We start from the raw sequence: 24,374 nt of genomic DNA on the forward strand, positions 1-24,374 counted from the left end.
CTCCGTCGGGCGGATTGGCATTCCCTTTTTGCATCACTGTCATAAAGGATTGCCATTTCTCATTTCGTCTGAATTTACTTACAATAGGCTGGTACAAATAGAGAGAACCAGGTGATTCGAGAATGATTTTGCGCAATGTGCTTTGCATCACGTTTGGCTTTCAGATTATGATTTTTGCGTCCCGGCCGATCATGACCCTGTTTGCCTCCCATCTGGGGGCGGGGACATTCCAGGTCGGGATTCTGGCCGCGACCTTTGCCTTTTTTCCGCTGCTGTTTGCCATCCACGCCGGGAAAATCGCCGACTACTTCGGAGACCGCATCCCGCTCTTTCTCTCGAATATCGGGTGCGCGGTCGGGCTCGCTCTGCCTTTCTTGTTTCCCAATCTGTGGTCGCTGTTCTTGTCGCAGGCGATCGTAGGCGTGTCGCACGTGTTTATCAACGTCTGCTTGCAGAACGTATTGGGAAAGGCCGCGACAAAAGAAAACCGCGATCACTATTTCAGCGTGTTCAGTACGGTCGTCGCCCTGGCGAGCTTTATCGGTCCCGTCATCGGCGGGTATATGTCCGAGCACATTTCCTACGGGTCCGTGTTTCTCGTATCCGTGGCGATCAGCGTCATTCCGATCGGATTTTCGCTCCTGCTTCCGAAGCTGGCCGTGCAAAAGAAGGAAGCCGCCAAGGAGGCGGGCCATTCCTTCACGCTGCTGAAGATCCCCCTGCTGCGCAAGGCCTTGGCGACAAGCGCGCTGGTGCTGTACTCCCGCGATATTTTCGTCGCCTATTTTCCTTTGTACGGAAGCCATTTGGGAATATCGGACTCGATGATCGGGTGGATCGTGGCCATTCAAGGGTTGGCGATGGTACCCGTCCGACTGTTTTTAGCCCAACTGGCGGAAAAAGCCGGCAGGGACAAAGTACTGCTGTTTTCCATCATCACGGCGGGCTTTTCATTCATGCTGTTTCCCTTTGTCGAGAATGCCTGGATCCTGCTCGTACTCAGTGCCGTGATGGGAGTGGGACTTGGCTGCGGACAGCCGTTGTCGCTGACGACGACCTACAATGCCTCGCCAAAAGCTCGTACAGGTGAAGTGCTCGGCCTGCGCCTGGCATCCAACCGGCTCTCGCAGCTCATTGCCCCACTGTTTTTCGGGGTAGTGGGAAGCTTTGGCGGATTGGTAGCGGTCTTTTACGTCAGTGGAGCGTTTTTGCTGGGAGGGGCTTTCCTGACGAAAGAAAAGGCCCGGAAGGCAGATGAGCCGATCTCCTCGGGGAGCTAAGGCCAGATTTGCGTCCTTACGTAGGCTCCGGATACGGAAACATGTCGATGACGCGGATGCTTTGCCCGCTAGCATTCGTAAACACCACATGCTCGCGGGTGAATTCCCGGGGACTTTCCAGTCCGCAAGCCGCCGCAAGCGAAAACAAGCCTTCCCGTAGCTGAAGAATGTAGTTCATCACGCGCCACTGCTTCTCTTCGGGGGCTAGCGCCTCCTGATATTTCGAGTCTGTCGTCGTGATCCCGGTCGGGCACTTTCCCGTGTGGCATTGCAGCGCCATAATGCACCCGTTGGCCATCATGAATCCTCGTGCGGAACTGACGCAATCCGCCCCTAGCGACAGTGCGATGGCGACTTTGTCAGGTGTCACGAGCTTGCCGGACGCAAAATTTTGAACCGGTCACGCACGCCGAATTTTCGGGCCGCATCATCCAGGATGAGCAGGGCAGCAAACAGCGGCAGACCCATTCCGTCTGCCATCGCTTTGAACGTCGCGCCCGAACCGCCTTCCGAGCCGTCTACTGTGATGAAATCCGGATAGATATCCAGGTCGCGCATGGTCTGGAAAAACGGGTCAAGCCGCCCCGGATCCCCGACGACGATCTTCACGCCGACCGGTTTGCCGCCTTCTTTTTGCAGGGTATCGATAAAGCGCAGCGCTTCCTCGGGGTTGGTCAGAAACTCGAAACGGTTGGGCGAGTTCACCGTTTTTCCTACTGGGACGAGGCGAGCGGCTGCGACTTTTTCGTTTACTTTGATCCCCTCGAGATGCCCCCCGCGGATTTTCGCTCCTTGATGGAATTTCAATTCAAACGCTTTGATGTTTGGATGCTGCGCTTTTTTCTTGTATTCCTCAATGGAGAAGTGGCCCGTATCATCGCGAAAGCCAAACAGCCCTGGTCCAATTTGCGAGATGATATCTGCTCCCGTTTCGAGGTGGACGTCTGCGACCCCGCCTTCCCCCGTATTGATCCACGATCCTCCGGCCATGCGGGCTCCCGTTCCTGTCGACTGAATATAATGCTCGCCGACGGCCCCGAACGAAGTGGCCGATGCCCCGAACATTCCTTTGAGCCGCCATGGATGCTGTCGGTTTTCTCCGATGACGATAACGTCCTGATCGTGCAAGAGCCATGGCTTGACTTGCTCCTCGATGAATCTTTCCCTCCGGGTAAACAGCCCTTCGTGGGTAATCTCGTATCTCTTTCCGAGAGTCGTTTTGTCGTTATCCACCCTCAGCTCGCTCGTCAATTTCGGAAACATGGCATTCGACAGGTAAAAGCCTGGCTTGTCGTAATCCCGCTTTCCCCCAAACGAGATCAGATCCGTCCGGTATTTCGAGGCAAGCACGAGACCGACGAAATCGTCCCGGGAGAACGGCCTTCCTTCCGTATCGCTGTCAAACCAGTACTGGCGAAACTCCGGCCCCAGCTTTTCCAGCAGATAGCGGAGCCATCCCAGGTATGGATGGGAGCGGATGATGGAATGCTTCGGCTTTTTGGACAAGGCGTACATATAGCTGAAGAAGACGATTGGCACCAGAACGATGAGAAGCAATAGGATGAGGAGAATAGTCTGGATCAATCGGTTAACCCCCTTGTGAGATCATTCGAACAAACAGGAAGCCCGATTAGCTTTCCACAAAAAGCCAGTGCTGATTCTGTTTTGGACGCGACTTTTGCTATAATGTGGGGAAAAGCTAGCTCGACTGGAGGAATGAAGGATGAGTACCCAAACCGATGGACCAGCTGGAGCGCCTTTGGAAGAGGAGGGGCAGATCCGTGCGCTGTACGCCAGGCTGATCGCAGGGTGGAATGAGCGAAGTGCAGAGAGGATGGCAGCCCCGTTTGCCTCGGACGGTTCGCTGGTCGGGTTTGACGGCAGTACAGTAGAATCTCGGAAGGGCATCGAGGAACATCTGCAGCCGATCTTCGCCAGCCATCCGACGCCGCCGTATGTGACGAAGGTTCGTTCAGTGCGTTTTATCGGACCGGATGCGGCTTTGCTGCGGGCGATAGCAGGAATGGTGCCGCCGGGAAAGACTGACATCGAACCCGGGCTCAATGCGGTCCAGACCCTCGTCGCGGAGAAGAGCGGGGGAGAATGGCGGGTCGTCCATTTTCAGAATACACCCGCACAATTCCACGGTCGCCCGGAAATGGTCGAGGCGATGACCGAAGAGCTCCAGGCGTTGCTCAAGTGAGTGGAGAGGAGGGATAAGAATTGTGCCGTAACATCAAAACGTTGTTCAACTTCGATCCGCCTGCGACGGATGAGGAGATCCATGCTGCCGCACTCCAATTCGTGCGAAAGCTCTCCGGCTTCCAAAAGCCGTCGAAGGCAAACGAGGCCGCCTTCCGGAAGGCTGTCGATGAGGTAGAAGTCGTCGCCAAACAGTTGCTGGAATCGCTGGTCTCCAATGCCGAGCCTCGCAATCGCGAGACGGAGCTCGAGCGTGCCCGGGCACGAAATGCCAAACGGTTTGGCTCGAGAGCTTGATCGGTTGTGTAGGGGGAGCGGGCAAGATGGAAGGGTCTGCTCGCTTCCTCCTTTTTCTCGTGTGCGGCGGTAGCAGGGTGACGATGCCAAATCTTGTGCTATAATGACTACGGGTGAAGATAATGAGCGAAAAATCAATTCGAGAGAGAATCATCGAGACGTCCATGCGGCTTTTTGAAGCGAACGGCTATCACCGGGTGACGGTGGACCAGATCGTGAAGGAGAGCGGCACGTCCAAAGGCGGGTTTTATCACAATTTCAAATCCAAGGATGAGCTTTTGTACATCATCCACGACCAGTTTATTTCCTATGTCCTGGAAAAGGCGGAAGAGGCCTACGAGCAATGGGACTCGCCGACAGAGCGGCTGCAGGCCATCGTGAAGTCGTTCGTCAAGATGATTGATCTGTACCGTTCGCAGGTGACGATCTTTTATCAGGAAAGCTTGTTCCTCGCCCCCGAATACTTCCGGGATATCGAAATCAAGCGTGACCGCTACAAAAAAATCATGTTTACCGTCATCCAGGATGGCATCGACTCTGGACAATTCCGCCCCGAGCTTCCCGTTCCCATCGTATCCATGGCTATATTCGGGATGGTCAACTGGATCTACAAGTGGTATCAAAAATCAGGCACATACTCCATCGAGCAAATCGCCGATATTTACGCCGATATGGTGCTGCACGCGGTATTGAAGTCTGACGCCATGGGCAAGCCGGACTTTCAGCGTTTTTTCCTGCAATCCTCCGACTTTCCCTTCAAGCCTGTGTAACTTCAAATCGATTCGATCTCGACTGCGCTTGGCCTAGTCACAGAGGCAAAGCGTGGGTCGTTTCTCCAAACTTCTCGTTGTATAGGGGCTGGTGCAACGAGTTTTCAAAAAATAGCGACAGACTGACTGGTTGGTCTGTACTATTATTCAGAAACTTGCTATACTAAAGAAAAAGACCAACTGGTCGGTCTTGCGAAATTCATTCAGACCAACTAGTCGGTTTGGGCGTTTTTCGCATCAGAGAGACAAAGATAACACGGGAGGAATCGTTGTGCTGACGATTTATGAGCTGAGAGAGCTGGTCAAACTGCTGGAGCAGACGGAAGTGGAATCGATCGAGGTCAAGGATGAACATTCCCGCCTCGCAATCAAGAGAAGAATCAATGGGACAGTGCTGCAAACAGCCTTACAGCCTGTTGCGCATACAGCACCTGTGCCTGTCAAGCTCGTGAAAGCTGCGACGGCGACAGTACCTGGAAAACCGGTGCCGGAACCGAGCCGGACTGGTGTGGCCGAGCCGCCGAAAGCAGCGGACAAACCAGTTGAGAAGGTAGAAAATTTGCATAAAATTACGTCTCCGATGGTAGGTACTTTTTATGCGGCACCTGCTGTTGATTCGCCCCCTTACGTATCGGCGGGCAGTCGCGTTGATCCATCTACGATCGTATGCATCGTCGAAGCGATGAAGCTCTTTAACGAGATCGAAGCGGAAGTGGCAGGGGAGATCGTTGAAGTTCTGGTGGAAAACGGCCAACTCGTAGATCTCGGTCAGCCCCTGTTCTTAGTCAAGACAGCAAAATAAAGGAAGTCCACCAAAGCGGGGAGGTCAGGATTCGTGAACAAGGAGACGCTGTTTCAATCATTTCCCGTTCCGACATACGAGCAGTGGCGGGAAGCGGCTGAAAAGTCCCTCAAGGGGGCTGCTTTTGACGCCAAGCTGTTGACCAAGACGTATGAAGGCATCACGCTGCAGCCGATTTACCGGCAGGATGATGTCGAAAAACTCGCACATATTCATGCGACACCGGGAGAGGCTCCCTATTTGCGGGGGACAAAAGCAGCCGAGACGAAGGATGCCCATTCGTGGGAGGTTTGCCAGGAGATCGTGGCAGCCGACGCTGCAGCGTTTAACCGGATGGCAAGATACGATCTGGAGCGCGGACAGACCATGCTGAACATCGTGCTGGATCGGTCGACATGGGCAGGATTGAACCCGGCAGCAGACGCTTTGGGAGCAGTGAATGATCGCGGCCTATCGCTCTTCCGGCGCGAAGATGTGGATACGGCCCTCGCAGAAATCGACCTCGAAATGGTTCCGCTTTACGTAGATGCTGGTCCATTCGCGCTTCCGTTTTTGAGCTTGCTTCTGGCTCATGCTGACGCAAAAGGACGGAAGCGCTCGAAGCTGTGCGGCTGTGTCGGAGCAGACCCGCTGGGTGCGATCGTCACGACAGGGACTCTGCCGTATCCGCTGGCCATTGCTTACGATGGCATGGCAAGCACGGCTCGATGGGCGGCTCGAAATGCGCCAATGCTAAAGACGATCCTGGTGCAAGGCCATCCGTACCACGATGCAGGCGCAAGTGCCGTGCAGGAGCTGGCGTACGCCCTGTCCACAGGGGTAGAGTACGTGCAGGCCATGCTGGAAAGAGGGCTCGACATCGAGGAAATCGCGCCGCAGATTCAATTCGCCTTTTCCGTCGGCTCCAACAGCTTCATGGAAATCGCCAAAATCAGAGCGGCCCGGATGCTTTGGGCTTCGATCATCGATTCGTACGGAGGATCGCCGCTCGCGAAGAAAATGACGATTCACGCGCGCACTTCCGCGTGGACAAAGACCGCGCTCGACCCGCACGTCAATCTGCTGCGCGCGACTACGGAAGCGTTTTCAGCGGTAGTGGGCGGGGCGGACAGCCTGCACGTCTCGGCATTCGACGAAGCGATCCAGCCTGCAGGCGAATTCTCCCGACGAATCGCCCGCAATACGCAATTGATATTGAAACAGGAGGCGCACCTGGGAAAAGTGACGGATCCCGCCGGAGGCTCATGGTACGTCGAATGGCTGACAGATGAAGTCGCGAAGAAGGCATGGGAAATGTTCCTGCAGGTAGAAGAGCAGGGAGGGATGCTGCAAGCGCTTCTTGGAGGCGAGCCGCAGGCGCAGGTAGAAAAAGTCGCCGGGAAAAAAGCGGAAGACATCGTCTCTCGGAAAAAACGCATCGTCGGCACCAACATGTACGCCAATCCACAGGAGCGTCCCGAACAGGCTGCCCCGCTGACGATCGACCCGGAGAGCCGATGGGCAGAACGACAGGCGCACAACGCCACTCATGACCGTGAGGCCGTAGCTGCGGCACTGGAGAATCTGGGGTTTGAGCGAAGCGATTTATTGGAAATGGCGGCAGGTGCTGTTCAGGCAGGGGCGACTCTGGGAGAGCTGACGAGAGCGATGCTGCCGGATAATCAGGTGCCCCTCGCGGTCAAGCCGCTTCGCCGCCACCGAGCAGGGGAATCGTTCGAAATATTGCGCCAGCGGGCGTATGATTACGAGGTCAAGAATGGCCACAAGCCGACCGTTTTTCTCGCCAATATCGGTCCCGTATCCAGGCATAAAGCGCGAGCAGACTTTGCAGCGGAGTTTTTCGCGGTTGGGGGCTTTGAGGTATTGCGCGACCAGCGCTTTGCCCATGCAGAGGAAGCGGCGCGGGCAGCTGCCGCGTCTTTGGCGTCAATCACAGTCATTTGCTCCGATGACGATACCTATCCCGGAATTGTCCCGGCGCTGGCACAGGCGATCAAGGCAGAAAAGCCGGACATGACGCTGCTCCTGGCCGGACTGCCTGAAGCGGAGCAACTCGCCGCATACAAGAGCGCAGGACTCGATGACTGCATTCACGCTCGGTCCAATTGCTACGAAGTGCTTCGCGACCTCCAGGAACGCATAGGGGTGATCTCATGATGAAGAGACCTGATTTTTCCAAAGGCTCGTACTGTTCGGCAACAACAGTGCTCGGCCAACCGGCTCGGCAAATGGACCCAAAACAGCTGGATGAATGGATTTGGCAAACACTGGAGCAGATTCCCGTCAAGCCGCTCTATACCAAAGAGGATCTCAGTGGCATGAGCCATCTCGGTTACATGCCGGGACTTCCTCCCTATTTCCGGGGTCCGTATCCGACGATGTACGTGACGCAGCCATGGACGGTTCGCCAGTATGCGGGTTTTTCCACCGCCGAAGAGAGCAACGCGTTTTACCGGCGCAACCTCGCTGCGGGACAGAAGGGGCTGTCCATCGCGTTTGATCTCGCGACACACCGGGGCTACGATTCCGATCACCCGCGGGTCGTCGGGGACGTAGGGAAAGCGGGGGTGGCAGTCGATTCGATCCTCGACATGAAAATTTTGTTCGACGGGATCCCGCTGGACCAAATGTCGGTATCGATGACCATGAACGGAGCGGTTTTGCCGATCATGGCATTCTACATCGTCGCGGCGGAAGAGCAGGGCGTCTCTCAAGAACAGCTGACCGGAACGATCCAGAACGACATTTTAAAAGAGTACATGGTCCGCAATACGTACATCTACCCGCCGGAAGCGTCCATGAAAATCATCTCGGACATCTTTGCGTATACGTCCAAGCACATGCCCAAATTCAACAGCATCAGCATTTCGGGCTATCACATGCAGGAAGCGGGAGCCACTGCGGATATCGAGCTGGCGTACACGCTTGCGGACGGGCTGGAATACGTGCGGACGGGACTTCGCGCAGGCATCGATATCGACGCGTTTGCTCCGAGACTGTCTTTCTTCTGGGCGATCGGCATGAACTACTTTATGGAAATCGCCAAGATGCGGGCAGCAAGGCTCATCTGGGCCAATCTGATCAAGCAGTTCCACCCGAAAAACGAGAAGTCGATGGCGCTCCGTACCCATTCCCAGACGTCCGGTTGGAGCCTGACGGAGCAGGACCCGTTCAACAATGTCGTGCGGACGTGCGTGGAGGCGATGGCGGCGGCTTTGGGCCATACGCAGTCGCTGCACACCAATGCCCTGGACGAGGCGATCGCGCTGCCGACGGATTTCTCCGCCCGTATCGCGCGCAACACGCAGCTGTACCTGCAGGACGAGACGGAGATCTGCAAGGTCGTAGATCCGTGGGCTGGCTCGTACTACGTCGAGTCGTTGACGGCTCAGCTCGTGGAAAAGGCGTGGGCGCACATCGAGGAGATCGAGGCGCTGGGAGGCATGGCGAAAGCAATCGAGACCGGCTTGCCCAAAATGAAGATCGAAGAAGCGGCAGCACGCCGCCAAGCCCATATCGACTCCGGAAAGGAAGCGATCATCGGGGTAAACAAGTACCGCCTGGACAAAGAGGATCCTCTGGACATTCTCGAGGTAGACAATACAGCAGTCCGGGAGGCGCAAATCAGGCGTCTCAAGGAGCTTCGCGAAAATCGGGATGAGGCGAGGGTGCAGGCAGCCCTGCAGGCGATCACGACCTGCGCGGAGACGGGAGAGGGCAATCTCCTGGCGCTGGCTATCGAAGCGGCTCGCGCCCGAGCATCCTTGGGCGAAATCTCCGATGCCTATGAAAAAGTTGTCGGAAGGCATAAGGCGGTAATCCGTTCGATCAGCGGCGTGTACAGCTCGGAGTACGCGGACGCGGACGAGGTGGCAGCCGTGCGCAAGATGGCGGACGAGTTCGAGCAGTGGGAAGGCAGACGCCCGCGCATCATGATCGCGAAAATGGGGCAGGACGGACACGACAGGGGAGCGAAGGTGATCGCGACGGCATTCGCGGACCTGGGCTTCGACGTCGATATCGGGCCTCTTTTCCAGACGCCGGAAGAAACGGCCAAGCAAGCCGTGGAGAATGATGTGCACGCGATCGGCTTCAGCTCGCTTGCGGCCGGCCACAAGACGCTGCTCCCGCAGTTGGTCGAGGAGCTGAAAAAGCTGGGCCGCGAAGACATCGTCGTCATCGTCGGCGGCGTGATTCCACCGCAGGACTACGCGTACCTGAAAGAGCACGGAGCGGCTGCCATCTTCGGTCCTGGCACCGTCATCCCGGTAGCTGCGCAAAACGTTTTGCAGGAGATCGTTCGCCGCCTGGAGGCTGCGAGCCTATGAGCGGCGGGGCGAACGAGCGACCATCCTTGCACTTTTCTTCGTCCGGCCGCATGCCTCGCCTTTCGGTCGAGCAATACGTGCAGGGCGTCCGGGAAAACAACCGCACCATTCTCGCGCAGGCCATCACCCTGGTCGAGAGCAATTCGACAGCTCACATGGAAATGGCCCAGGAAGTCATCAAACGGCTGCTGCCCCACACCGGCCAATCGATCCGCATCGGCATTACCGGAGTGCCCGGGGCGGGGAAGAGCACGTTTATCGAGGCATTCGGCACGATGCTGTGCGAAAAAGGGCACCGCGTTGCCGTGCTGGCGGTCGATCCAAGCAGCACGGTGACAAGGGGCAGCATTCTCGGAGACAAGACGCGGATGGAGCTTCTTTCCCGCAATCCGAACGCATTCATCCGCCCTTCCGCCACTGGCGGCACGCTGGGCGGGGTGAACCGGAAGACGCGGGAAACGATGCTTCTCTGCGAGGCGGCCGGTTACGATGTGATTTTGATAGAGACAGTCGGCGTAGGGCAAAGCGAGACGACGGTTCGTTCGATGGTCGATTTCTTTTTGCTGCTGATGCTGACAGGAGCGGGAGATGAGCTGCAAGGGATCAAGAAGGGCGTCATCGAAATCGCGGACGCGCTCTTGATCAACAAAGCAGACGGAGAGAACAAACAGAGGGCACTCGTCGCACGCGGCGAGTACAATCGGGTCTTGCACTACCTTCAACCGGCGACAGCGGGTTGGCAAACAAAGGCGTATATGTGCTCAGCGCTGACAGGGGAAGGGATCGAAGATATTTGGGACGTCGTCGGCCAGTTTCGCGAGCAGACGACCCGCACGGGAGGCTTCGAAGCCCGCCGCAAAGCGCAGGCGCTGGATTGGATGCACAGTATGACGCACGATTATTTGCGTTCCACCTTTTACAGCAATCCGAATGTAGCCAGTCTGCTGCCGCAAATCGAGCAGGCGGTGGCCAGCGGAGAAATGTCCGCGACGAGTGCCGTGCAGCAGCTGGTCGCAATCTATGAAAAAACGAGACAGTGATGGGATGGAAAGAGAGGTCGGACTATGAGCAGCATGCACGAAAAAATTGACGAGCTGATGGAACGAAAGTTTAAGGTCCAGCTGGGAGGCGGGGATGCCCGGATCGACGCCCAGCACAATCGGGGCAAGCTCACGGCGAGAGAGCGGATCGAACTGCTCCTCGACCCGGATACGTTTATGGAGCTGAATCCGTTCGTGGAGCATCGCGCTACCCATTTCGGCCTGGACAAAACGGAAGCGCCGGGAGAAGGGGTCGTCACCGGCTACGGCAAGATCAACGGCCGCCCGGTCTACCTGTTTGCCCAGGATTTCACCGTATTCGGCGGGGCTCTCGGTGAAATGCACGCGATGAAAATCGCCAAAGTCATGGACCTCGCGGCGAAAAACGGGGCTCCCTTTATCGGGCTGAACGATTCCGGTGGAGCCCGCATCCAGGAAGGGGTCAGCTCGCTGGACGGCTACGGAACGATCTTCTACCGCAACTCCATTTACTCCGGCGTCATCCCACAAATCTCGGTCATTCTCGGTCCGTGCGCGGGGGGAGCCGTTTATTCACCCGCCATTACGGACTTCGTGTTCATGGTGGAAAAGACGAGCCAGATGTTCATTACGGGTCCGAAAGTGATCGAGACCGTCACCGGTGAAAAAATCTCGGCGGAAGATCTCGGGGGAGCCAGAGTCCACGCTTCCGTGAGCGGCAACGCCCACTTTACGGCGGAGACGGAACAGGAAGTGCTGGAACAGGTGCGCAGGCTCCTGAGCTTTTTGCCGCAAAACAATCGGGAGCAGGCCCCTGTGCGTGAAGCCGAGAAGAACAAAGTCTGGCAGGAAGAGATGCTGGAGCTCGTCCCCGCCGAAAGCACCAAAGTATACGATGTACGCAAAGTGATCGAGCAGGTCGTAGACTTCGGAGACTTCATGGAAGTGCAGCCGAACTTCGCGCGCAATATCGTCGTCGGGCTTGCGCGGATTGACGGGCACAGCGTGGGGATAATCGCCAACCAGCCGAAAGTGATGGCGGGCGGGCTCGACATTCACTCCTCCGACAAGCTGGCCCGCTTCATACGCTTCTGCGACTGCTTCAACATCCCGCTGCTCACCTTCGAGGACGTCTCCGGTTTCTTCCCGGGGATCAATCAGGAGCATGGTGGCATCATCCGCCACGGCGCGAAAATTCTATACGCCTACTCGGAAGCGACCGTGCCCAAAATCACCGTCATCCTGCGCAAGGCGTACGGAGGAGCGTATGTGGCCCTCAACTCGAAGTCGATCGGCGCCGATGTCGTCTATGCCTGGCCCAATGCGGAAATCGCGGTGATGGGGCCGGAAGGGGCTGCCAACATTATCTTCGCCAAGGAGATCGAGCAAAGTGCCGATCCGGTGGCCACTCGCGCGGAAAAGATCGCCGAGTACCGGGAGAAGTTCGCCAATCCGTATGTAGCTGCCAGTCTCGGCATGGTCGACGACGTGATCGACCCGAGAGAAACGCGCTTGAAGGTGGCGCAAGCGCTTGAAATGCTGCGGGGCAAGCAGGAGCAGCGCCCTTATAAAAAGCATGGAAACATCCCTTTGTAGAGAGAGGATCGATAAGAGATGAAACTGCATGACATTCGCGAGTTTATCAAGCTGGTCAATCAGTCGTCCATTGAGGAGCTGGAGTGGCAGCAAGGATCGACGACCATCGTGATCAAAAAGGCTCCGCCGGTGTTGGCTGCTGCCGAGGTGGCTCCCGTGGAACAGGCGGAAGAAGTCCAAACGGGCTACCAGGAAGCGGCCGCGACGGCAGAGGCTGCTACCGAACAGGTGCAGGAAGCGGAAGTCCAGCCATCGATTCATACCATCACGTCGACGGCGGTCGGGGTTTTCAACGCAGCGGCAGCGGTCGGTCAAAAGGTCAAGGCAGGGGAGATCATCGGGCGCTGCTCCGTTGATGCCCTGCAGCTTTCCCAGGACATCGTTGCTTCTGCAGACGGAGAAATCGTGGAGATTTTCGCAGCAGACGGACAGCTCGTCGATTACGGCAAAGCCTTGATGGCTGTCAAACAGAGCTAGGAGGCGCACACGTTATGTTTACAAAAGTATTGGTAGCCAATCGCGGAGAAATCGCGGTCCGGATCATTCGGGCGTGCCGTGAGCTCGGGATCGCCACGGTCGCTGTCTATTCAGAGGCGGATCGCGAAGCCTTGCATGTGGAGCTCGCGGATGAAGCGTACTGCATCGGTCCTACCGCATCCAAAGACAGCTATTTGAACATGCCGCGCATCATGAGCGTCGCTCTTTTGACCGGTGCGGATGCGATACATCCCGGGTACGGCTTTTTGGCGGAGAACGCTTCGTTCGCCCAGCTTTGCCAGGATTGCAAGATTACGTTCATCGGGCCTGACCCGGAGGCCATCAGCAAAATGGGGGACAAATCCGTCGCCAAATCGACCATGAGCCAGGCCAATGTGCCGCTCGTTCCTGGCACGGACGGCCTGATCGACGACATAGACGAAGCACTGGAAGTGGCAGGGCGAATCGGCTACCCGGTCATCGTCAAAGCGACGGCGGGTGGAGGCGGCAGGGGAATGCGCCTGGCCTACGACGAAGAGGAGCTGGCCAAGGCCATCCGCCAAGCGCAGAAAGAAGCGGAGACGGCGTTTGGCAATCCGGGCGTGTACCTGGAAAAGTATGTGGAAGAGCCGCGCCACGTGGAAATTCAGATCATGGGCGACAAGCACGGCAACGCTGTCTACTTGGGAGAGCGGGATTGCTCCATACAGCGGCGCCATCAAAAGCTGGTGGAGGAGGCACCATCGCCCGCCCTGGACAGCGAGCTGCGCGACAGAATGGGGCAAGCTGCGGTAGCGGCCGCCAAAGCGGTGAACTACCACGGAGCCGGTACGGTCGAATTTTTGCTGGATAAGCACGGCCAGTTTTACTTCATGGAAATGAACACACGTATCCAGGTCGAGCACCCGGTGACGGAAATGATTACAGGCATCGACCTGATCAAGGAGCAGATTTCCGTCGCAGCCGGCAACCCCTTGTCGTTTTCGCAGGAGGATGTCACCATCAACGGATGGGCCATCGAATGCCGAATCAATGCGGAGAATCCCGCGAAGAACTTCATGCCGTCACCCGGAAAAGTAGCGAACTACTTGCCGCCAGGCGGATATGGCGTGCGTGTGGACAGTGCAGTCTATCCCGGCTATGAAATCACGCCGTTCTACGATTCGATGGTGGCGAAGCTCATCGTCTGGGGAAATGATCGGGAGGAAGCGATCGCCCGAATGCGCCGTGCCCTCGACGAGTTTGTGATCGAAGGCGTGCACACGACGATTCCATTCCATGAAAAGCTGCTGGAGCATCCCGATTTCGTCTCGGGGAATTTTGCAACGAATTTCCTGGAGAAAAACAAGCTGGAGCTGTAAAGGTAATTGGACGAAGAGTCGGCGAAAGACGCCGGCTCTCATTTTTGCAAGAAATACATTGCGGGTAGAGGTTCCATCCCCACTAGTGGATGAGAGGATGGTTTTCGAGAGTTATAGGCAGCTCATTACCAGTTTTGGAATAAAGAGTTGATCCGATGGAAGGCTCGTGATAAATTGAGAGTATTTATTGACTGAAAGGGTGACCAAGAGCCAATGATCTACGAACCCTATCTTCACGAAAAAACGTAGGGACGATGTTTCCGGATAGGATTCGTATGGCTTTTTATTTGGGCGATGGACGGCTTTCCCTCTAGGAGCCCGTGCGTCTTTCTGCCGCCTGCATACCTCCTGTCCGGACATCGGAATAGGAGGTTTTTTGTATATTCACGACCTGCTTCAGCAAAAGGCAAGTATGAAACAGCACTTTTTGAAAACAGAAAACGGAGGAAAAACGGATGAACATTCAGATACATGAGTTTGCCCTCGCAAAGCGAGATTCCGGGCCGTACGGTATTACGGCAGGGAAAGACGGCGCCATGTGGTTTACGGAACAAAAGGGGAATCGAATCGGCCGAATCACGGATCGTGGCGAGGTGAACTCCTACTCCATTCCGACACCGAACTCCGGAGCGATGTCGATTATTTCGGACCGATCCGGAGACGTATGGTTTACGGAATACCACGCAAACCGGATCGGCAGGATGTCCATGAATGGTCTCTTTACGGAATACGAACTGCCAGAGGACGGGGCAGCACCCTTTGGCATCACGGAAGGTCCGGATGGCACTATCTGGTTTACCGAGATGAACGGCGGCAAGATCGGAAGGATCAACCAAGCAGGGGATATCACCTTGTTTGCCTTGCCCAATCCGAAGTCCTTCCCTTCATTCATTGCGCAAGGGGCGGACGGGGCGCTGTGGTTCACGCAAAATCAGAGCAATGCGATCGGCAGGATCAGCACGGAAGGCGAAATAACCGAATTTGCGATCCCCACTCCCAACTCCGGGCCGGTCGGGATCACGAGCGGATCGGATGGGGCATTGTGGTTCGTCCAAATCATCGGCAATCAAATCGGTAGAATCACGACCGCAGGTGAAATTCGCGAATATGCCATTCCGACGCAGAATGCTCGTCCACATGCCATCATTTCCGGGCAGAATGGGGATCTATGGTTCACGGAGTGGGGCGGCAACCAAATTGGACGGATCACCACCAGTGGTGTGATCGCGGAATATGCCATTCCCACGAAGCAGGCTGAACCACATGGCATCGCGATTGGTCCCGAGGGCGATGTCTGGTTTGCGGAAGAGTGCGGCCAGATCGGACGCTTGACCGTCCTCGCGTAACCATCGCTGGCATTGCGGGTGAAGTATAGCTGCGAGAGGCTCACCCACAATGCGCAGATGGGATCGTATTTCCGGTAGTAAGTCGCTGCTGTTCCGAATGTGCTTGCCCATTCCCCGATTGGTATCACTCATCGTCTGTGGTGTCAGAAAGCCGAGAGTCTCGAACCGGTTGACTGGACGTGTTCAGACCACTTTCCTCCAAAAACGCTTGCCGTGCTTCCTTCACCAGGAAAACGAGCAAACTCAGCACAAAAACATAAACGAGATCCATAAACCAGATCAAAGGCATGGGTTGAGCGAGCATCGCACCGAGCATGGGTGACATCATCCCCCCCATGATTCCGGCCATCACGCCATCGATGGAAGCAGTGAGGGAGACGATTCTGCCAGTTGCAAATCCTGCCGCCATCCCAATCAGTACTGCCAGGATCGTGGAGAGTGCCAGATTGCCAGGAAAATACGGTTGGAGATTCAGTCCCAAACAGATTCCTGACAGAGAGCCGATGGCCATCGCCATCATCATGCCGTCCATGCAGGCCAGCTCGGACCGATTCCGATACGTGTACAGAATACTGCCAAGCGTAAGGAATCCAAGAAAGACCATGTTGAGCAGGAGCATATTCTACCTCCTTGGCAAGCCGTCATTTCGGACATACTGCTGCATGTAACTATTTTCGCTTTCGTCTGCAGCCGCACCGGCAAAAAACCGTGCATCGGCTGCCTCGGCAAAGGCATCTGGAAGCCACGTGGACCACCTCCTGCCATACCATATGTAAGTCCGCTTCTCTTTGTATTGGCAGATGAACGGATGAAATCGAAATGGACGTTCGGCTGCTGGACCTTGACAGTATTCAGGCTTCCGGAGAAAGGAGATGGGTTTTCGCGTCGTCTGTTTCACAGGGAAAATGTGTTAAAATAGAGCCAGACACAGAGACAAAGGAGAAAAACGATGCTGGTTCAGGTAGCCGAAGGAATCTATCAACTATCTGTCGAATTTCCGTTTGGCATGCGCCAAATGAACAGTTACATTTTCAAGGGCGAAAAAGGCTTGACCATTGTGGACACAGGCAGCTACTCCGAACAATCGATCGAGATCTGGAAGCGGGCACTGCCAGCCGAAACCAAAGTGGAGAAGATCGTACTGACTCATTCGCATACGGATCACATCGGTCTAGCTCGCTGGCTGCGGGAACAATTTCAAGCACCTGTCCTCATCTCACGGCTCGGCTTTGATGAGATGCAGAAATATCACCGGAAATTGCAAAACTATACGGGCAGCGATACAGCCTTGTATCCTTTCTTTGCCAGACATGGCGGGCCATTTGTCCAGGAAAAAGCCATGCTGGAGCAGGTGGATGCAGATTACTTTGAGCCGGATGAGCTGCTGGAGAACGGCCAGGAAGTGGAGCTGGGCGACTACGTGTTCCAGTCGCTCTGGACCCCCGGCCATTCGCCGGATCACTTTTGCTTCTACAATCGTTCCAGCCGGATTTTGCTGGCAGGCGACCATGTACTGAACGAGATTTCTCCCCTGATTCCCATCTGGTCCGAAGAGGAAGGCAACCCATTGCGCGATTATTTGGAGTCGCTGGAGAAGGTAGCGGAGTTGCCCGTGGACGTCGCCTTGCCCGGACACGGAAGTCTCATCTACGACCTCCAGACCAGGATCGCAGAGCTGCGGGCAGGACATGAACAGAGAATGCAGCAAATTTTGGAAGGGATATCCCGTCATGGAAATACCGCGGGAGAGGTCAGCCAAGCGGTGTACCGCTTTGACAACATGTCGTTTCGCCACTTGGCGGAATTTTTGATGACGCTCACCCGCATGCTGTACCTGGAATCAGAAGGGAAGCTTCGTGCGGAGCAGCGTGAAGGAAAAATTGTTTTCCGCCTGGTCGGATGACGGATGAACCTAGAGAAGCGCCTTGGGAAGCCAAGGCGCTTTTTTCTCGATCAATGTCGGTTCCAAGGTGAAAGGATGAAGAGTAAACAGCGGGGTTGGCTGGGGATTTGTCTTGCAAGCAATCCGCAAAGGGCGAAGGAGATGGTGGAGGAAGCTTTGAAGTAATTATTTCAGAAAATTCTATCAAAAACGAGGGTTTTACGGACGAAAAGGCGAATAGACTTGATTCAAGGGCATACGCGTATGTTATCTCTAGGATTTTTCGTTCGAACGACCGGGAACGATTGATGCTGTCATCCAAGACGACACAGTCTTTTTCATACAGATAGGAATGGATCCATTTCCTATCCAGCATAAGGGCAACATAGCGAGACTTCGAACACAGTGAGATAGCAAGACTTGTGCCCTTTGGGTACCGCGGCTCGCCAAAAGGAATGGCGCAGCCAGGTTTTCCGAAATATCCGATGATGGGGGGCGTCCTGAAATGAAAGCGCTTGTATTGGAGAGACAAATGAATTGTGTGGTAAAGGAAGTGCCTACGCCGACTCCTGGCGACAACGACATCCTGGTCAGGATCATGGCGAACGGTGTGTGCCGAAGCGACTGGCATGTGTGGGAGGCAGAAACCAACCGGTACCCTTCCAACATATTGGGGCACGAGTTCACCGGCGTGGTGGAGGAAGTCGGGAAAAATGTGACGCGCTTCAAGAAGGGCGACAGAGTGATCGCCCCGTTTTCCGGCAGTGAAGGCACCTGCACGCAATGTCAGCAAGGCCATACCAATATTTGCGACTCGGTGCTCTTGCCCGGATTCATGTACCCGGGCGGATATGCCGAATACGTATCAATTCCCTTCGGGGAGAGGAACCTCGTCCACCTGCCGGAAGAGATCAGCTTCGTCGAAGGGGCTGCACTCGGCTGCCGCTTCATGACTGCCTTCCATGGGGTCGTCGACCAGGCCAAAATCCAGCCGGGCGAATGGGTCGCGGTATACGGATGCGGAGGAGTCGGGCTGTCTGCCATCAATATCTCTGCGGCCATCGGTGCCAATGTGATCGGGGTGGATATCAATGATGCCAACCTGGAGCTGGCGAAGCAAATGGGAGCGGCTCACACCATCAACAGCAAACAGACGGATCCAATCACGGCCATTCAGGAACTGACGAAGGGTGGGGCGCATGTCTCCATCGACGCGCTCGGCTTTTCGCAGACGTGCGTGAGCGGAATCCGCAGCTTGCGCAAAAGGGGCAGACATTTGCAGGTAGGTCTCACGAGCAACCATGAACACGGTCAAATCGCGATCCCCGTCAACGAGATGATTATGAAGGAAATCAGCTTCATCACGACGCTCGGCATGCCGGCCCATCGCTTCGGGGCGATGCTGCCGCTCGTCACGACGGGCCGACTGACACCAGGCAAAATGGTGACGAGAGAGATCGCGCTCTCCGAGGTCAACGACATCTTTACGGGAATGAGCTCGTATTCCAACACCGGCACATTCGTCGTGACCAAGTTTGCTTGAAGAAATAGAGGAAAAATGGAAACAGCGCAGGCGGTTCCGAAGAAATGGAGCCTCTGCGCTGCTTTTCTGTGTCAACCCAGGGAGGATCGGGTGATGACTCCCGGCACTTTCCATCCCTCAGACAAAGGCAAAGCATGAAAATGTGCGGATCGTGTACGGAATAATCAGTATTGTATTAAAATAAGGACAATTCCTTTTTGCCCACGAGACCATTCTCATTTGGCGATCGGCCTTTTTCCCTTCGCTGTAAAACAAGAGAGCAAAGGCTTCTGCCGCTGGCATGACTCTTGCTCGTAAAGTTAGACGGATCTTATTCGGGAGAGAGCGGAACAGCCGGAAGCCAAGGGGGATCCGCCCTTTTGGAAGCGGGGGAATGTCCAAAGCTCGAGGGTATTGTGGGCGGGAAAACAGCTGTGGTACAGAAACGGTTTTTGACAAAGAAAAGAGAAAGCGAGGGAGCGTCCGTGGAATTTCCAACGAGGATCGGCGTATCCGAGCCGGACAAAATATTGGTGCACGGTTACGACTTGACGGAAGAGTTGATCGGAGAAATCACGTTGGCGGACATGGCTTTTCTTGGCGCCGCACACCGCAAGCCCACTATCTACGAATCGAAAATGCTGAATGCCTGTATGGTCGCCATCTGCGAACACGGTTTCACCCCCAGTTCCATCTCGGCCCGGCTGACCTATCTCGGCGCACCGGAGGCTGTCCAGGCCGCTGTCGCAGCAGGATTGCTCGGGGCGGGCTCCGTTTACTTGGGGGCGATGGAGGACGTCGCTCACATGCTGCAAGAAGCCTGGAAAAGGCACCCGGGTGAGGCTGACGCGGCTCTTGTCGCCAAACGCATCATAGAAGAACGGGAAGAGAAGGGATGGCAGCTGCCCGGATTCGGCCATCCCATCCACCGACCGGTCGACCCGCGCACGCCGAAGCTGTTTTCATTGGCGGAAGAACTCGGCTTCTTTGGCAAGCACATCGATTTGATGCAAGAAATTCACAGGCAGTTTTGCGCGAAGAAGGGCAAGACGATCACGTTGAATGTGGCGGGAGCGATCGGCGCGGTGCTGTCGGATATGGGTCTGCACGCTGGCGTAGTGAAGTCATTTGCCGTAGCTGCCAGAGCTGTCGGACTGATCGGACACATCGTGGAAGAAATCGAAGCGGGGCGCAAGGAGTGCATGGCACAAAAGCTGTACGACTGCGTAGAGTCGAATACGCGGTACACAAACCATAAGCCGCAGCCATCCAAGTAAACAGAAAGCATTCACGGAGGGAAAGATATGAATTTTGTACAGATCAGACATAGGGGAGAAGAGGGACATATCGCTGTTGTCGAGCTTCATCGTCCCGAGGCGCGAAATGCGTTCCATACGAAAATGGCAGAGCAGCTTCTGCAGGCCTTTCAGGAAATTGCAAAGTCCGATGCGAGGGCCGTTCTCTTGCAGTCAGCCAGTCCTCAAGCGTTTTGTGCCGGCGCCGACTTGAAGGAGCGCAACGGTATGAGCGAGCAGGAGTGGAGAGAGCAGCACAAATTGTTCGAGCAAATGTTTTACGCGATAGCCGACACCCCGCAGCCGGTGATTGCGGTCGTGGATGGGTATGCACTGGCCGGCGGATTCGAGCTGGTGCTAAACTGCGATTTCATCGTAGCAGCCACGAGTGCGGTGTTCGGGCTGCCGGAGGTGACGAGGGGCATCATGCCGGGCGGCGGCGCGACAAGGCTGCTGCCAAAGCGCGTCGGCTTGCATACAGCAAAGGAATGGGTGTGTACGGGGAGGATGGTCCCGGCAGAGGAAGCGGACCGCGCCGGGCTGTTAAATCGATTGACGACGCCGGAAACCTTGCAGCAGCAAGCGTTGGCTCTCGCCGAAGCACTAGCCCGAAACGCCCCTTTGTCCGTCCATTACAGCAAGCGGGCAGTCGACGCCTTGTTCGGCATGGAGGATGAGCTGGCGAGGGAAAAGGAGCTGGAATACTACAATCGCTGCGTCGATACGGAGGATCGTCTGGAAGGCGTTTTGGCTTTCGTGGAAAAGCGCGTGCCTCGTTTTGTGGGGAGGTAGGGAGCCACATGATTGAATCTGCTTTTCACCAAGAGCTGCGAAACGGAGTGCGGGCGATTTGCAAAAAGTATCCGGACGCGTATTGGCGGGAGCTGGATGAAAGAAGGGCATACCCGGAAGAGTTCGTGAGCGAGCTGTCCCGGGCCGGTTTTCTCGGGGCGTTGATCCCGGAGCAGTACGGAGGCTCTGGACTGTCAGTCACGGAAGCGTCCATCATCATGGAAGAAATCAACCGCTCCGGTGGAAATGCGGGAGCGTGCCATGCCCAGATGTACACGATGGGGACATTGCTGCGCCATGGCACGGAGGAACAAAAACGCAGCTACTTGCCGAAAATCGCGGATGGTACGCTGCGTTTGCAGGCGTTTGGCGTGACTGAGCCAAACACGGGCTCGGATACTACCCAGCTCGCAACGATGGCCGTGCGAAAAGGCGACAAATACGTAGTCAACGGTCAAAAAGTGTTCATCTCCCGAACCGAGTATACCGATCTGATGATCCTGTTGGTACGAACGACACCTCTTGCCGAAGTAAAGAAGCGCACGGAAGGACTGTCCGTTCTGTTGGTCGACATGCGGGAAGCCGTAGGCAACGGGATCACGATTCGACCGATCCGTACCATGATGAATCACGCCACCACCGAGCTGTTCATCGAAAATCTGGAGGTCCCTGTCGAAAACTTGATCGGGGAAGAAGGGAAAGGGTTTTCGTACATTCTGGACGGGATGAATGCAGAGCGCATTCTGATTGCCTCCGAATGCCTGGGGGACGGATACTGGTTCGTCGAGCGGGCTGCCGAATACGCGAAGCAGCGCGTGGTGTTCAAACGGCCGATCGGCCAAAATCAAGGCATTCAGTTCCCCCTCGCACAGTCCTACATTCATCTGGAAGCAGCCAATCTGATGCGGTTTCGGGCGGCGGAGCTGTTTGATGCAGGGCTGCCATGCGGCAAAGAAGCAAACATGGCGAAGCTGCTCGCGGCCGATGCTTCCTGGGAGGCAGCCAATGCAGCCGTCCAGACGCACGGAGGCTTCGGATTTGCGGAAGAGTACGACGTCGAGCGGAAATTTCGGGAGACGAGACTGTATCAGGTCGCTCCGATCTCTACGAACCTGATTTTGTCGTATGTGGCAGAGCATGTGCTGGGACTCCCCAGATCGTACTGACCGTGGCGGGGGGCCGATCGAACAACGGTGAGGGGTGCTTCGCGATTGGCTTGAATGTACCCGAGAAGAGAATCGAAGCTCTCAAAAGCGAAAGGAGTAATCGGGGTTTCAGTGGAACCCAGAAAATCATTTCCCGCAAGGAGTGATGTCGCATGCAAAAGCGGCTGCCGTTCTGGATTCAGGATCATTTGGTTTTGCCCGTCGTTACGGCTCCCATGTTTCTCGTCTCCAACCCTGATTTGGTGGTTGCTGCCTGCCAATCGGGTGTGATCGGGGCGTTTCCTTCGCTGAACGCACGGACCGTAAATACATTGGCCGAGTGGATGTCACGCATTTCCGAGGAGCTGGCTTCCTCCAAAGCTGCCGAGCCGAACCGCAAGATCGCGCCATGGGCAATCAACATCGTCATCCGTCATCTGAACAATCGGCTGGAAGAAGAGCTCGAGCTGATCAAAAAATACGAACCCCCGCTCGTATTCACAGCTTTGGGCAATCCTGCGCCCGTCGTAGAGATCGTTCACGGGTACGGGGGCATTGTCTTCTCCGACGTGACCACCGTCCACCACGCGAAAAAGGCCATTCACTCCGGAGTAGACGGCTTGATCCTCGTCTGCGGAGGCGCCGGGGGACACGCAGGTACGCTCAACAGCTTTGCCTTTGTCAGCGAGATACGGGAGTTCTGGAACGGCATCACGGTCCTTGCGGGCGGGATTGCCAACGGCCAGGAGATTTTGGCTGCTCAGGCACTGGATGTCGATCTGGTGTTCATGGGGACGCGGTTCATTGCATCCACCGAGAGTACTGCGCCGGATGAGTACAAACAGATGCTCGTCGACTCGACGATCGAGGATATCGTCTACACGCCGACGTTCAGCGGGATTCCCGCTAACTATTTGAAGCCGAGCATCCGCAATGAAGGCCTCGATCCTGACAATCTCGGCACACATGCGGATTTTCAGAAAACCGGCAGAAAAGCGTGGAAAAACGTATGGTCTGCCGGACACGGTGTCGGACGGACGAAGAAAATTCAAACGATTGCAGAGATCGTCGGCGAGCTTCGGGCGGAATACGACCAATCGCTGGACGCTATCAAACAGCTTAGCCCTACACAGCGCCATTTGAAATCATCATCGTTGTCGTGAAAGATGGCCCTGGTTGGATGCGGGAAGTCAAGGCGAGCCCTGGCACAAGAATTGCAAAATCGTAAAAGAAGAAACAGTGCCAATCTTGAGGAGGAGCCTCATGAACAACCAAACAATCGGGCCGATTGAAATCGTGATGGGCGAAAAGGGAAGCCGCACACCGTATTCGACCTCCCTGTTGATCCGAGGAAAGGAAGATCGCACGCTCATCGATTGCGGAGGCGGCCCTTCCGTGTACACCTACTTGTCCCAACAAGCGATCAAACAAATTTACGTCACGCACTACCATCCCGATCACATCGGAGGGCTTTCCCAGTTTCCCTCCGCGCAAATCGTTACGAATCCGTTTGATTACCAGCGACTGGCTGATCCAGCTGAGATGGCAAAGACGAGCCCGTTCGACCTTGACGAGATCAACAGTCGCCGTAAATACGCCCAGCCGCTAGGGAAGCCGCATCTGATCTATCCGTATCATCAAGAAATCATCCTTTCGGGTACCAGAGTGGTCATGATCCATGCGCCTGGGCATTCGGAAGGCTTTTGCTGCCCCTACTTTCCCGATCACGGCGCGGTTTTGGTCGGCGATTTTGACCTGACCTCATTCGGGCCCTGGTATTTCTCTCCTGACAGTGACATCGACCTGTTCATGGAGTCAGCCCGTGCCATGCTGCGCGTGGATGCGGACCATTACATCACATCTCATCAAAAGGGAGTGGTGAGCAAAGAAGAATATCGGGAGAAACTGGAGCCGTATCTGGACATCATCGAGCGTCGGGATGAAAAGATACGGAGGCTCGTGGAAGGGGGATGTCCGCCTGCGGATCTCGTGTGGCAAGACGTATTCTTCTTCCGGCAGCATCTCGAGAAAAGTCCAGGGTTGCTCTGGATGGAAAGGATGGGAGTGGCGAAGCACCTGACCCGCATGATCCGAAGGGGAGAGCCTTTCGGGGAATACCTGAAGCTGTTTGCCGCTGCTCATCGGCTGCGAGAGGAATACATCGATTGCTTTCGGCCTCCGAGCTTTACCGGAAACGCCTATATGCTGATGCAAAAATGACTTCCCGATACAAATTCGACTTGGTTTCCTGGCAATTCCC

20 protein-coding genes and 1 pseudogene are annotated in these 24,374 nt (G+C 55.7%); 19 read left to right on the forward strand and 2 right to left on the reverse strand.

Translation table 11 applies throughout. From position 1 onward, the window contains the following. Positions 1-122: 122 nt before the first annotated feature. Complete coding sequence (locus RGB73_RS14515; RefSeq protein ID WP_310773546.1) at positions 123-1,280, forward strand: MFS transporter; 1,158 nt, start codon at positions 123-125, stop codon at positions 1,278-1,280. A gap of 16 nt (positions 1,281-1,296) precedes the next feature. Here the strand turns inward: RGB73_RS14515 and RGB73_RS14520 are convergent. Continuing rightward, a pseudogene (locus tag RGB73_RS14520) lies at positions 1,297-2,864 on the reverse strand (glutamate synthase-related protein). A gap of 139 nt (positions 2,865-3,003) precedes the next feature. On the opposite strand from RGB73_RS14520, the gene RGB73_RS14525 reads away from it, so the two are divergent. The 11 genes from RGB73_RS14525 to RGB73_RS14575 all read left to right on the forward strand — a co-directional run bounded on the left by RGB73_RS14525 (position 3,004) and on the right by RGB73_RS14575 (position 15,478). Continuing rightward, complete coding sequence (locus RGB73_RS14525) at positions 3,004-3,483, forward strand: SgcJ/EcaC family oxidoreductase (protein ID WP_310773555.1); 480 nt, start codon at positions 3,004-3,006, stop codon at positions 3,481-3,483. 20 nt (positions 3,484-3,503) lie between these two features. Then, positions 3,504-3,779 carry a DUF2277 domain-containing protein gene (locus RGB73_RS14530; protein ID WP_310773560.1) on the forward strand — a complete coding sequence of 92 codons (276 nt, stop codon included), beginning with the start codon at positions 3,504-3,506 and terminating at the stop codon, positions 3,777-3,779. A gap of 122 nt (positions 3,780-3,901) precedes the next feature. After that, positions 3,902-4,549 (forward strand): TetR/AcrR family transcriptional regulator, encoded by a 648-nt coding sequence (locus RGB73_RS14535; RefSeq protein WP_310773568.1) that lies wholly within the window; start codon positions 3,902-3,904, stop codon positions 4,547-4,549. A 271-nt stretch (positions 4,550-4,820) separates the two neighbouring features. Beyond that, positions 4,821-5,351 carry an acetyl-CoA carboxylase biotin carboxyl carrier protein gene (gene accB, locus RGB73_RS14540; RefSeq protein WP_310773575.1) on the forward strand — a complete coding sequence of 177 codons (531 nt, stop codon included), beginning with the start codon at positions 4,821-4,823 and terminating at the stop codon, positions 5,349-5,351. 33 nt (positions 5,352-5,384) lie between these two features. Further along, positions 5,385-7,508, forward strand: coding sequence for a methylmalonyl-CoA mutase family protein (locus tag RGB73_RS14545; RefSeq protein ID WP_310773583.1), 2,124 nt, complete (start codon positions 5,385-5,387; stop codon positions 7,506-7,508). A gap of 71 nt (positions 7,509-7,579) precedes the next feature. After that, positions 7,580-9,679, forward strand: a complete 2,100-nt coding sequence (scpA, locus tag RGB73_RS14550) for a methylmalonyl-CoA mutase (RefSeq protein WP_396136217.1) — start codon at positions 7,580-7,582, stop codon at positions 9,677-9,679. Positions 9,680-9,729: 50 nt separating this feature from the next. Beyond that, entirely contained in the window at positions 9,730-10,719 is a 990-nt protein-coding gene (meaB, locus tag RGB73_RS14555) for a methylmalonyl Co-A mutase-associated GTPase MeaB (protein ID WP_396136218.1), read from the forward strand. A 24-nt stretch (positions 10,720-10,743) separates the two neighbouring features. Continuing rightward, on the forward strand, positions 10,744-12,294 hold the full coding sequence (locus tag RGB73_RS14560) for an acyl-CoA carboxylase subunit beta (RefSeq protein WP_310773604.1): 1,551 nt from the start codon (positions 10,744-10,746) through the stop codon (positions 12,292-12,294). Positions 12,295-12,312: 18 nt separating this feature from the next. Then, the gene (locus RGB73_RS14565; RefSeq protein ID WP_310773610.1) at positions 12,313-12,771 is read left to right on the forward strand and encodes an acetyl-CoA carboxylase biotin carboxyl carrier protein; all 459 of its coding nucleotides are present in this window, start codon (positions 12,313-12,315) and stop codon (positions 12,769-12,771) included. Positions 12,772-12,785: 14 nt separating this feature from the next. Then, positions 12,786-14,132: an acetyl-CoA carboxylase biotin carboxylase subunit gene (accC, locus tag RGB73_RS14570; RefSeq protein WP_310773614.1), complete on the forward strand. Its 1,347-nt coding sequence runs from the start codon at positions 12,786-12,788 to the stop codon at positions 14,130-14,132. Between the two features lie 455 nt (positions 14,133-14,587). Continuing rightward, positions 14,588-15,478, forward strand: coding sequence for a Vgb family protein (locus RGB73_RS14575; protein ID WP_310773620.1), 891 nt, complete (start codon positions 14,588-14,590; stop codon positions 15,476-15,478). A gap of 124 nt (positions 15,479-15,602) precedes the next feature. On the opposite strand, the gene RGB73_RS14580 is transcribed toward RGB73_RS14575, so the two are convergent. Beyond that, complete coding sequence (locus RGB73_RS14580) at positions 15,603-16,097, reverse strand: hypothetical protein (RefSeq protein ID WP_310773626.1); 495 nt, start codon at positions 16,095-16,097, stop codon at positions 15,603-15,605. 330 nt (positions 16,098-16,427) lie between these two features. Here RGB73_RS14580 and RGB73_RS14585 point away from each other — a divergent pair, with 330 nt between their 5' ends. From RGB73_RS14585 to RGB73_RS14615, 7 genes are all read left to right on the forward strand, one after another. Continuing rightward, positions 16,428-17,381, forward strand: coding sequence for an MBL fold metallo-hydrolase (locus tag RGB73_RS14585; protein WP_310773629.1), 954 nt, complete (start codon positions 16,428-16,430; stop codon positions 17,379-17,381). Positions 17,382-17,865: 484 nt separating this feature from the next. Further along, entirely contained in the window at positions 17,866-18,903 is a 1,038-nt protein-coding gene (locus RGB73_RS14590; RefSeq protein ID WP_310773633.1) for a zinc-dependent alcohol dehydrogenase family protein, read from the forward strand. Between the two features lie 464 nt (positions 18,904-19,367). Next, the gene (locus tag RGB73_RS14595) at positions 19,368-20,159 is read left to right on the forward strand and encodes a citryl-CoA lyase (protein ID WP_310773638.1); all 792 of its coding nucleotides are present in this window, start codon (positions 19,368-19,370) and stop codon (positions 20,157-20,159) included. A gap of 27 nt (positions 20,160-20,186) precedes the next feature. Next, positions 20,187-20,969 carry an enoyl-CoA hydratase/isomerase family protein gene (locus RGB73_RS14600; RefSeq protein ID WP_310773645.1) on the forward strand — a complete coding sequence of 261 codons (783 nt, stop codon included), beginning with the start codon at positions 20,187-20,189 and terminating at the stop codon, positions 20,967-20,969. An 8-nt stretch (positions 20,970-20,977) separates the two neighbouring features. Further along, a complete protein-coding gene (locus RGB73_RS14605; RefSeq protein ID WP_310773652.1) occupies positions 20,978-22,135 on the forward strand; it encodes an acyl-CoA dehydrogenase family protein in 1,158 nt (385 codons plus the stop codon). Positions 22,136-22,287: 152 nt separating this feature from the next. After that, a complete protein-coding gene (locus RGB73_RS14610; RefSeq protein WP_310773657.1) occupies positions 22,288-23,277 on the forward strand; it encodes an NAD(P)H-dependent flavin oxidoreductase in 990 nt (329 codons plus the stop codon). 100 nt (positions 23,278-23,377) lie between these two features. Then, a complete protein-coding gene (locus tag RGB73_RS14615) occupies positions 23,378-24,334 on the forward strand; it encodes an MBL fold metallo-hydrolase (RefSeq protein WP_310773663.1) in 957 nt (318 codons plus the stop codon). Positions 24,335-24,374: the final 40 nt, after the last annotated feature.

The organism is Brevibacillus brevis, assembly GCF_031583145.1.
GTDB classification, from domain to species: domain Bacteria; phylum Bacillota; class Bacilli; order Brevibacillales; family Brevibacillaceae; genus Brevibacillus; species Brevibacillus brevis_E.

Coding starts and splice junctions, on each gene's coding strand:
- RGB73_RS14600 (WP_310773645.1), top strand. CDS start 20,187: ATGAATTTTGTACAGATCAGACATAGGGGAGAAGAGGGACATATCGCT.
- scpA (WP_396136217.1), top strand. CDS start 7,580: ATGGACCCAAAACAGCTGGATGAATGGATTTGGCAAACACTGGAGCAG.
- accC (WP_310773614.1), top strand. CDS start 12,786: ATGTTTACAAAAGTATTGGTAGCCAATCGCGGAGAAATCGCGGTCCGG.
- meaB (WP_396136218.1), top strand. CDS start 9,730: ATGCCTCGCCTTTCGGTCGAGCAATACGTGCAGGGCGTCCGGGAAAAC.
- RGB73_RS14580 (WP_310773626.1), bottom strand. CDS start 16,097: ATGCTCCTGCTCAACATGGTCTTTCTTGGATTCCTTACGCTTGGCAGT.
- RGB73_RS14590 (WP_310773633.1), top strand. CDS start 17,866: ATGAAAGCGCTTGTATTGGAGAGACAAATGAATTGTGTGGTAAAGGAA.
- RGB73_RS14585 (WP_310773629.1), top strand. CDS start 16,428: ATGCTGGTTCAGGTAGCCGAAGGAATCTATCAACTATCTGTCGAATTT.
- RGB73_RS14575 (WP_310773620.1), top strand. CDS start 14,588: ATGAACATTCAGATACATGAGTTTGCCCTCGCAAAGCGAGATTCCGGG.
- RGB73_RS14560 (WP_310773604.1), top strand. CDS start 10,744: ATGAGCAGCATGCACGAAAAAATTGACGAGCTGATGGAACGAAAGTTT.
- RGB73_RS14565 (WP_310773610.1), top strand. CDS start 12,313: ATGAAACTGCATGACATTCGCGAGTTTATCAAGCTGGTCAATCAGTCG.
- RGB73_RS14535 (WP_310773568.1), top strand. CDS start 3,902: ATGAGCGAAAAATCAATTCGAGAGAGAATCATCGAGACGTCCATGCGG.
- RGB73_RS14525 (WP_310773555.1), top strand. CDS start 3,004: ATGAGTACCCAAACCGATGGACCAGCTGGAGCGCCTTTGGAAGAGGAG.
- RGB73_RS14605 (WP_310773652.1), top strand. CDS start 20,978: ATGATTGAATCTGCTTTTCACCAAGAGCTGCGAAACGGAGTGCGGGCG.
- RGB73_RS14610 (WP_310773657.1), top strand. CDS start 22,288: ATGCAAAAGCGGCTGCCGTTCTGGATTCAGGATCATTTGGTTTTGCCC.
- RGB73_RS14615 (WP_310773663.1), top strand. CDS start 23,378: ATGAACAACCAAACAATCGGGCCGATTGAAATCGTGATGGGCGAAAAG.
- RGB73_RS14515 (WP_310773546.1), top strand. CDS start 123: ATGATTTTGCGCAATGTGCTTTGCATCACGTTTGGCTTTCAGATTATG.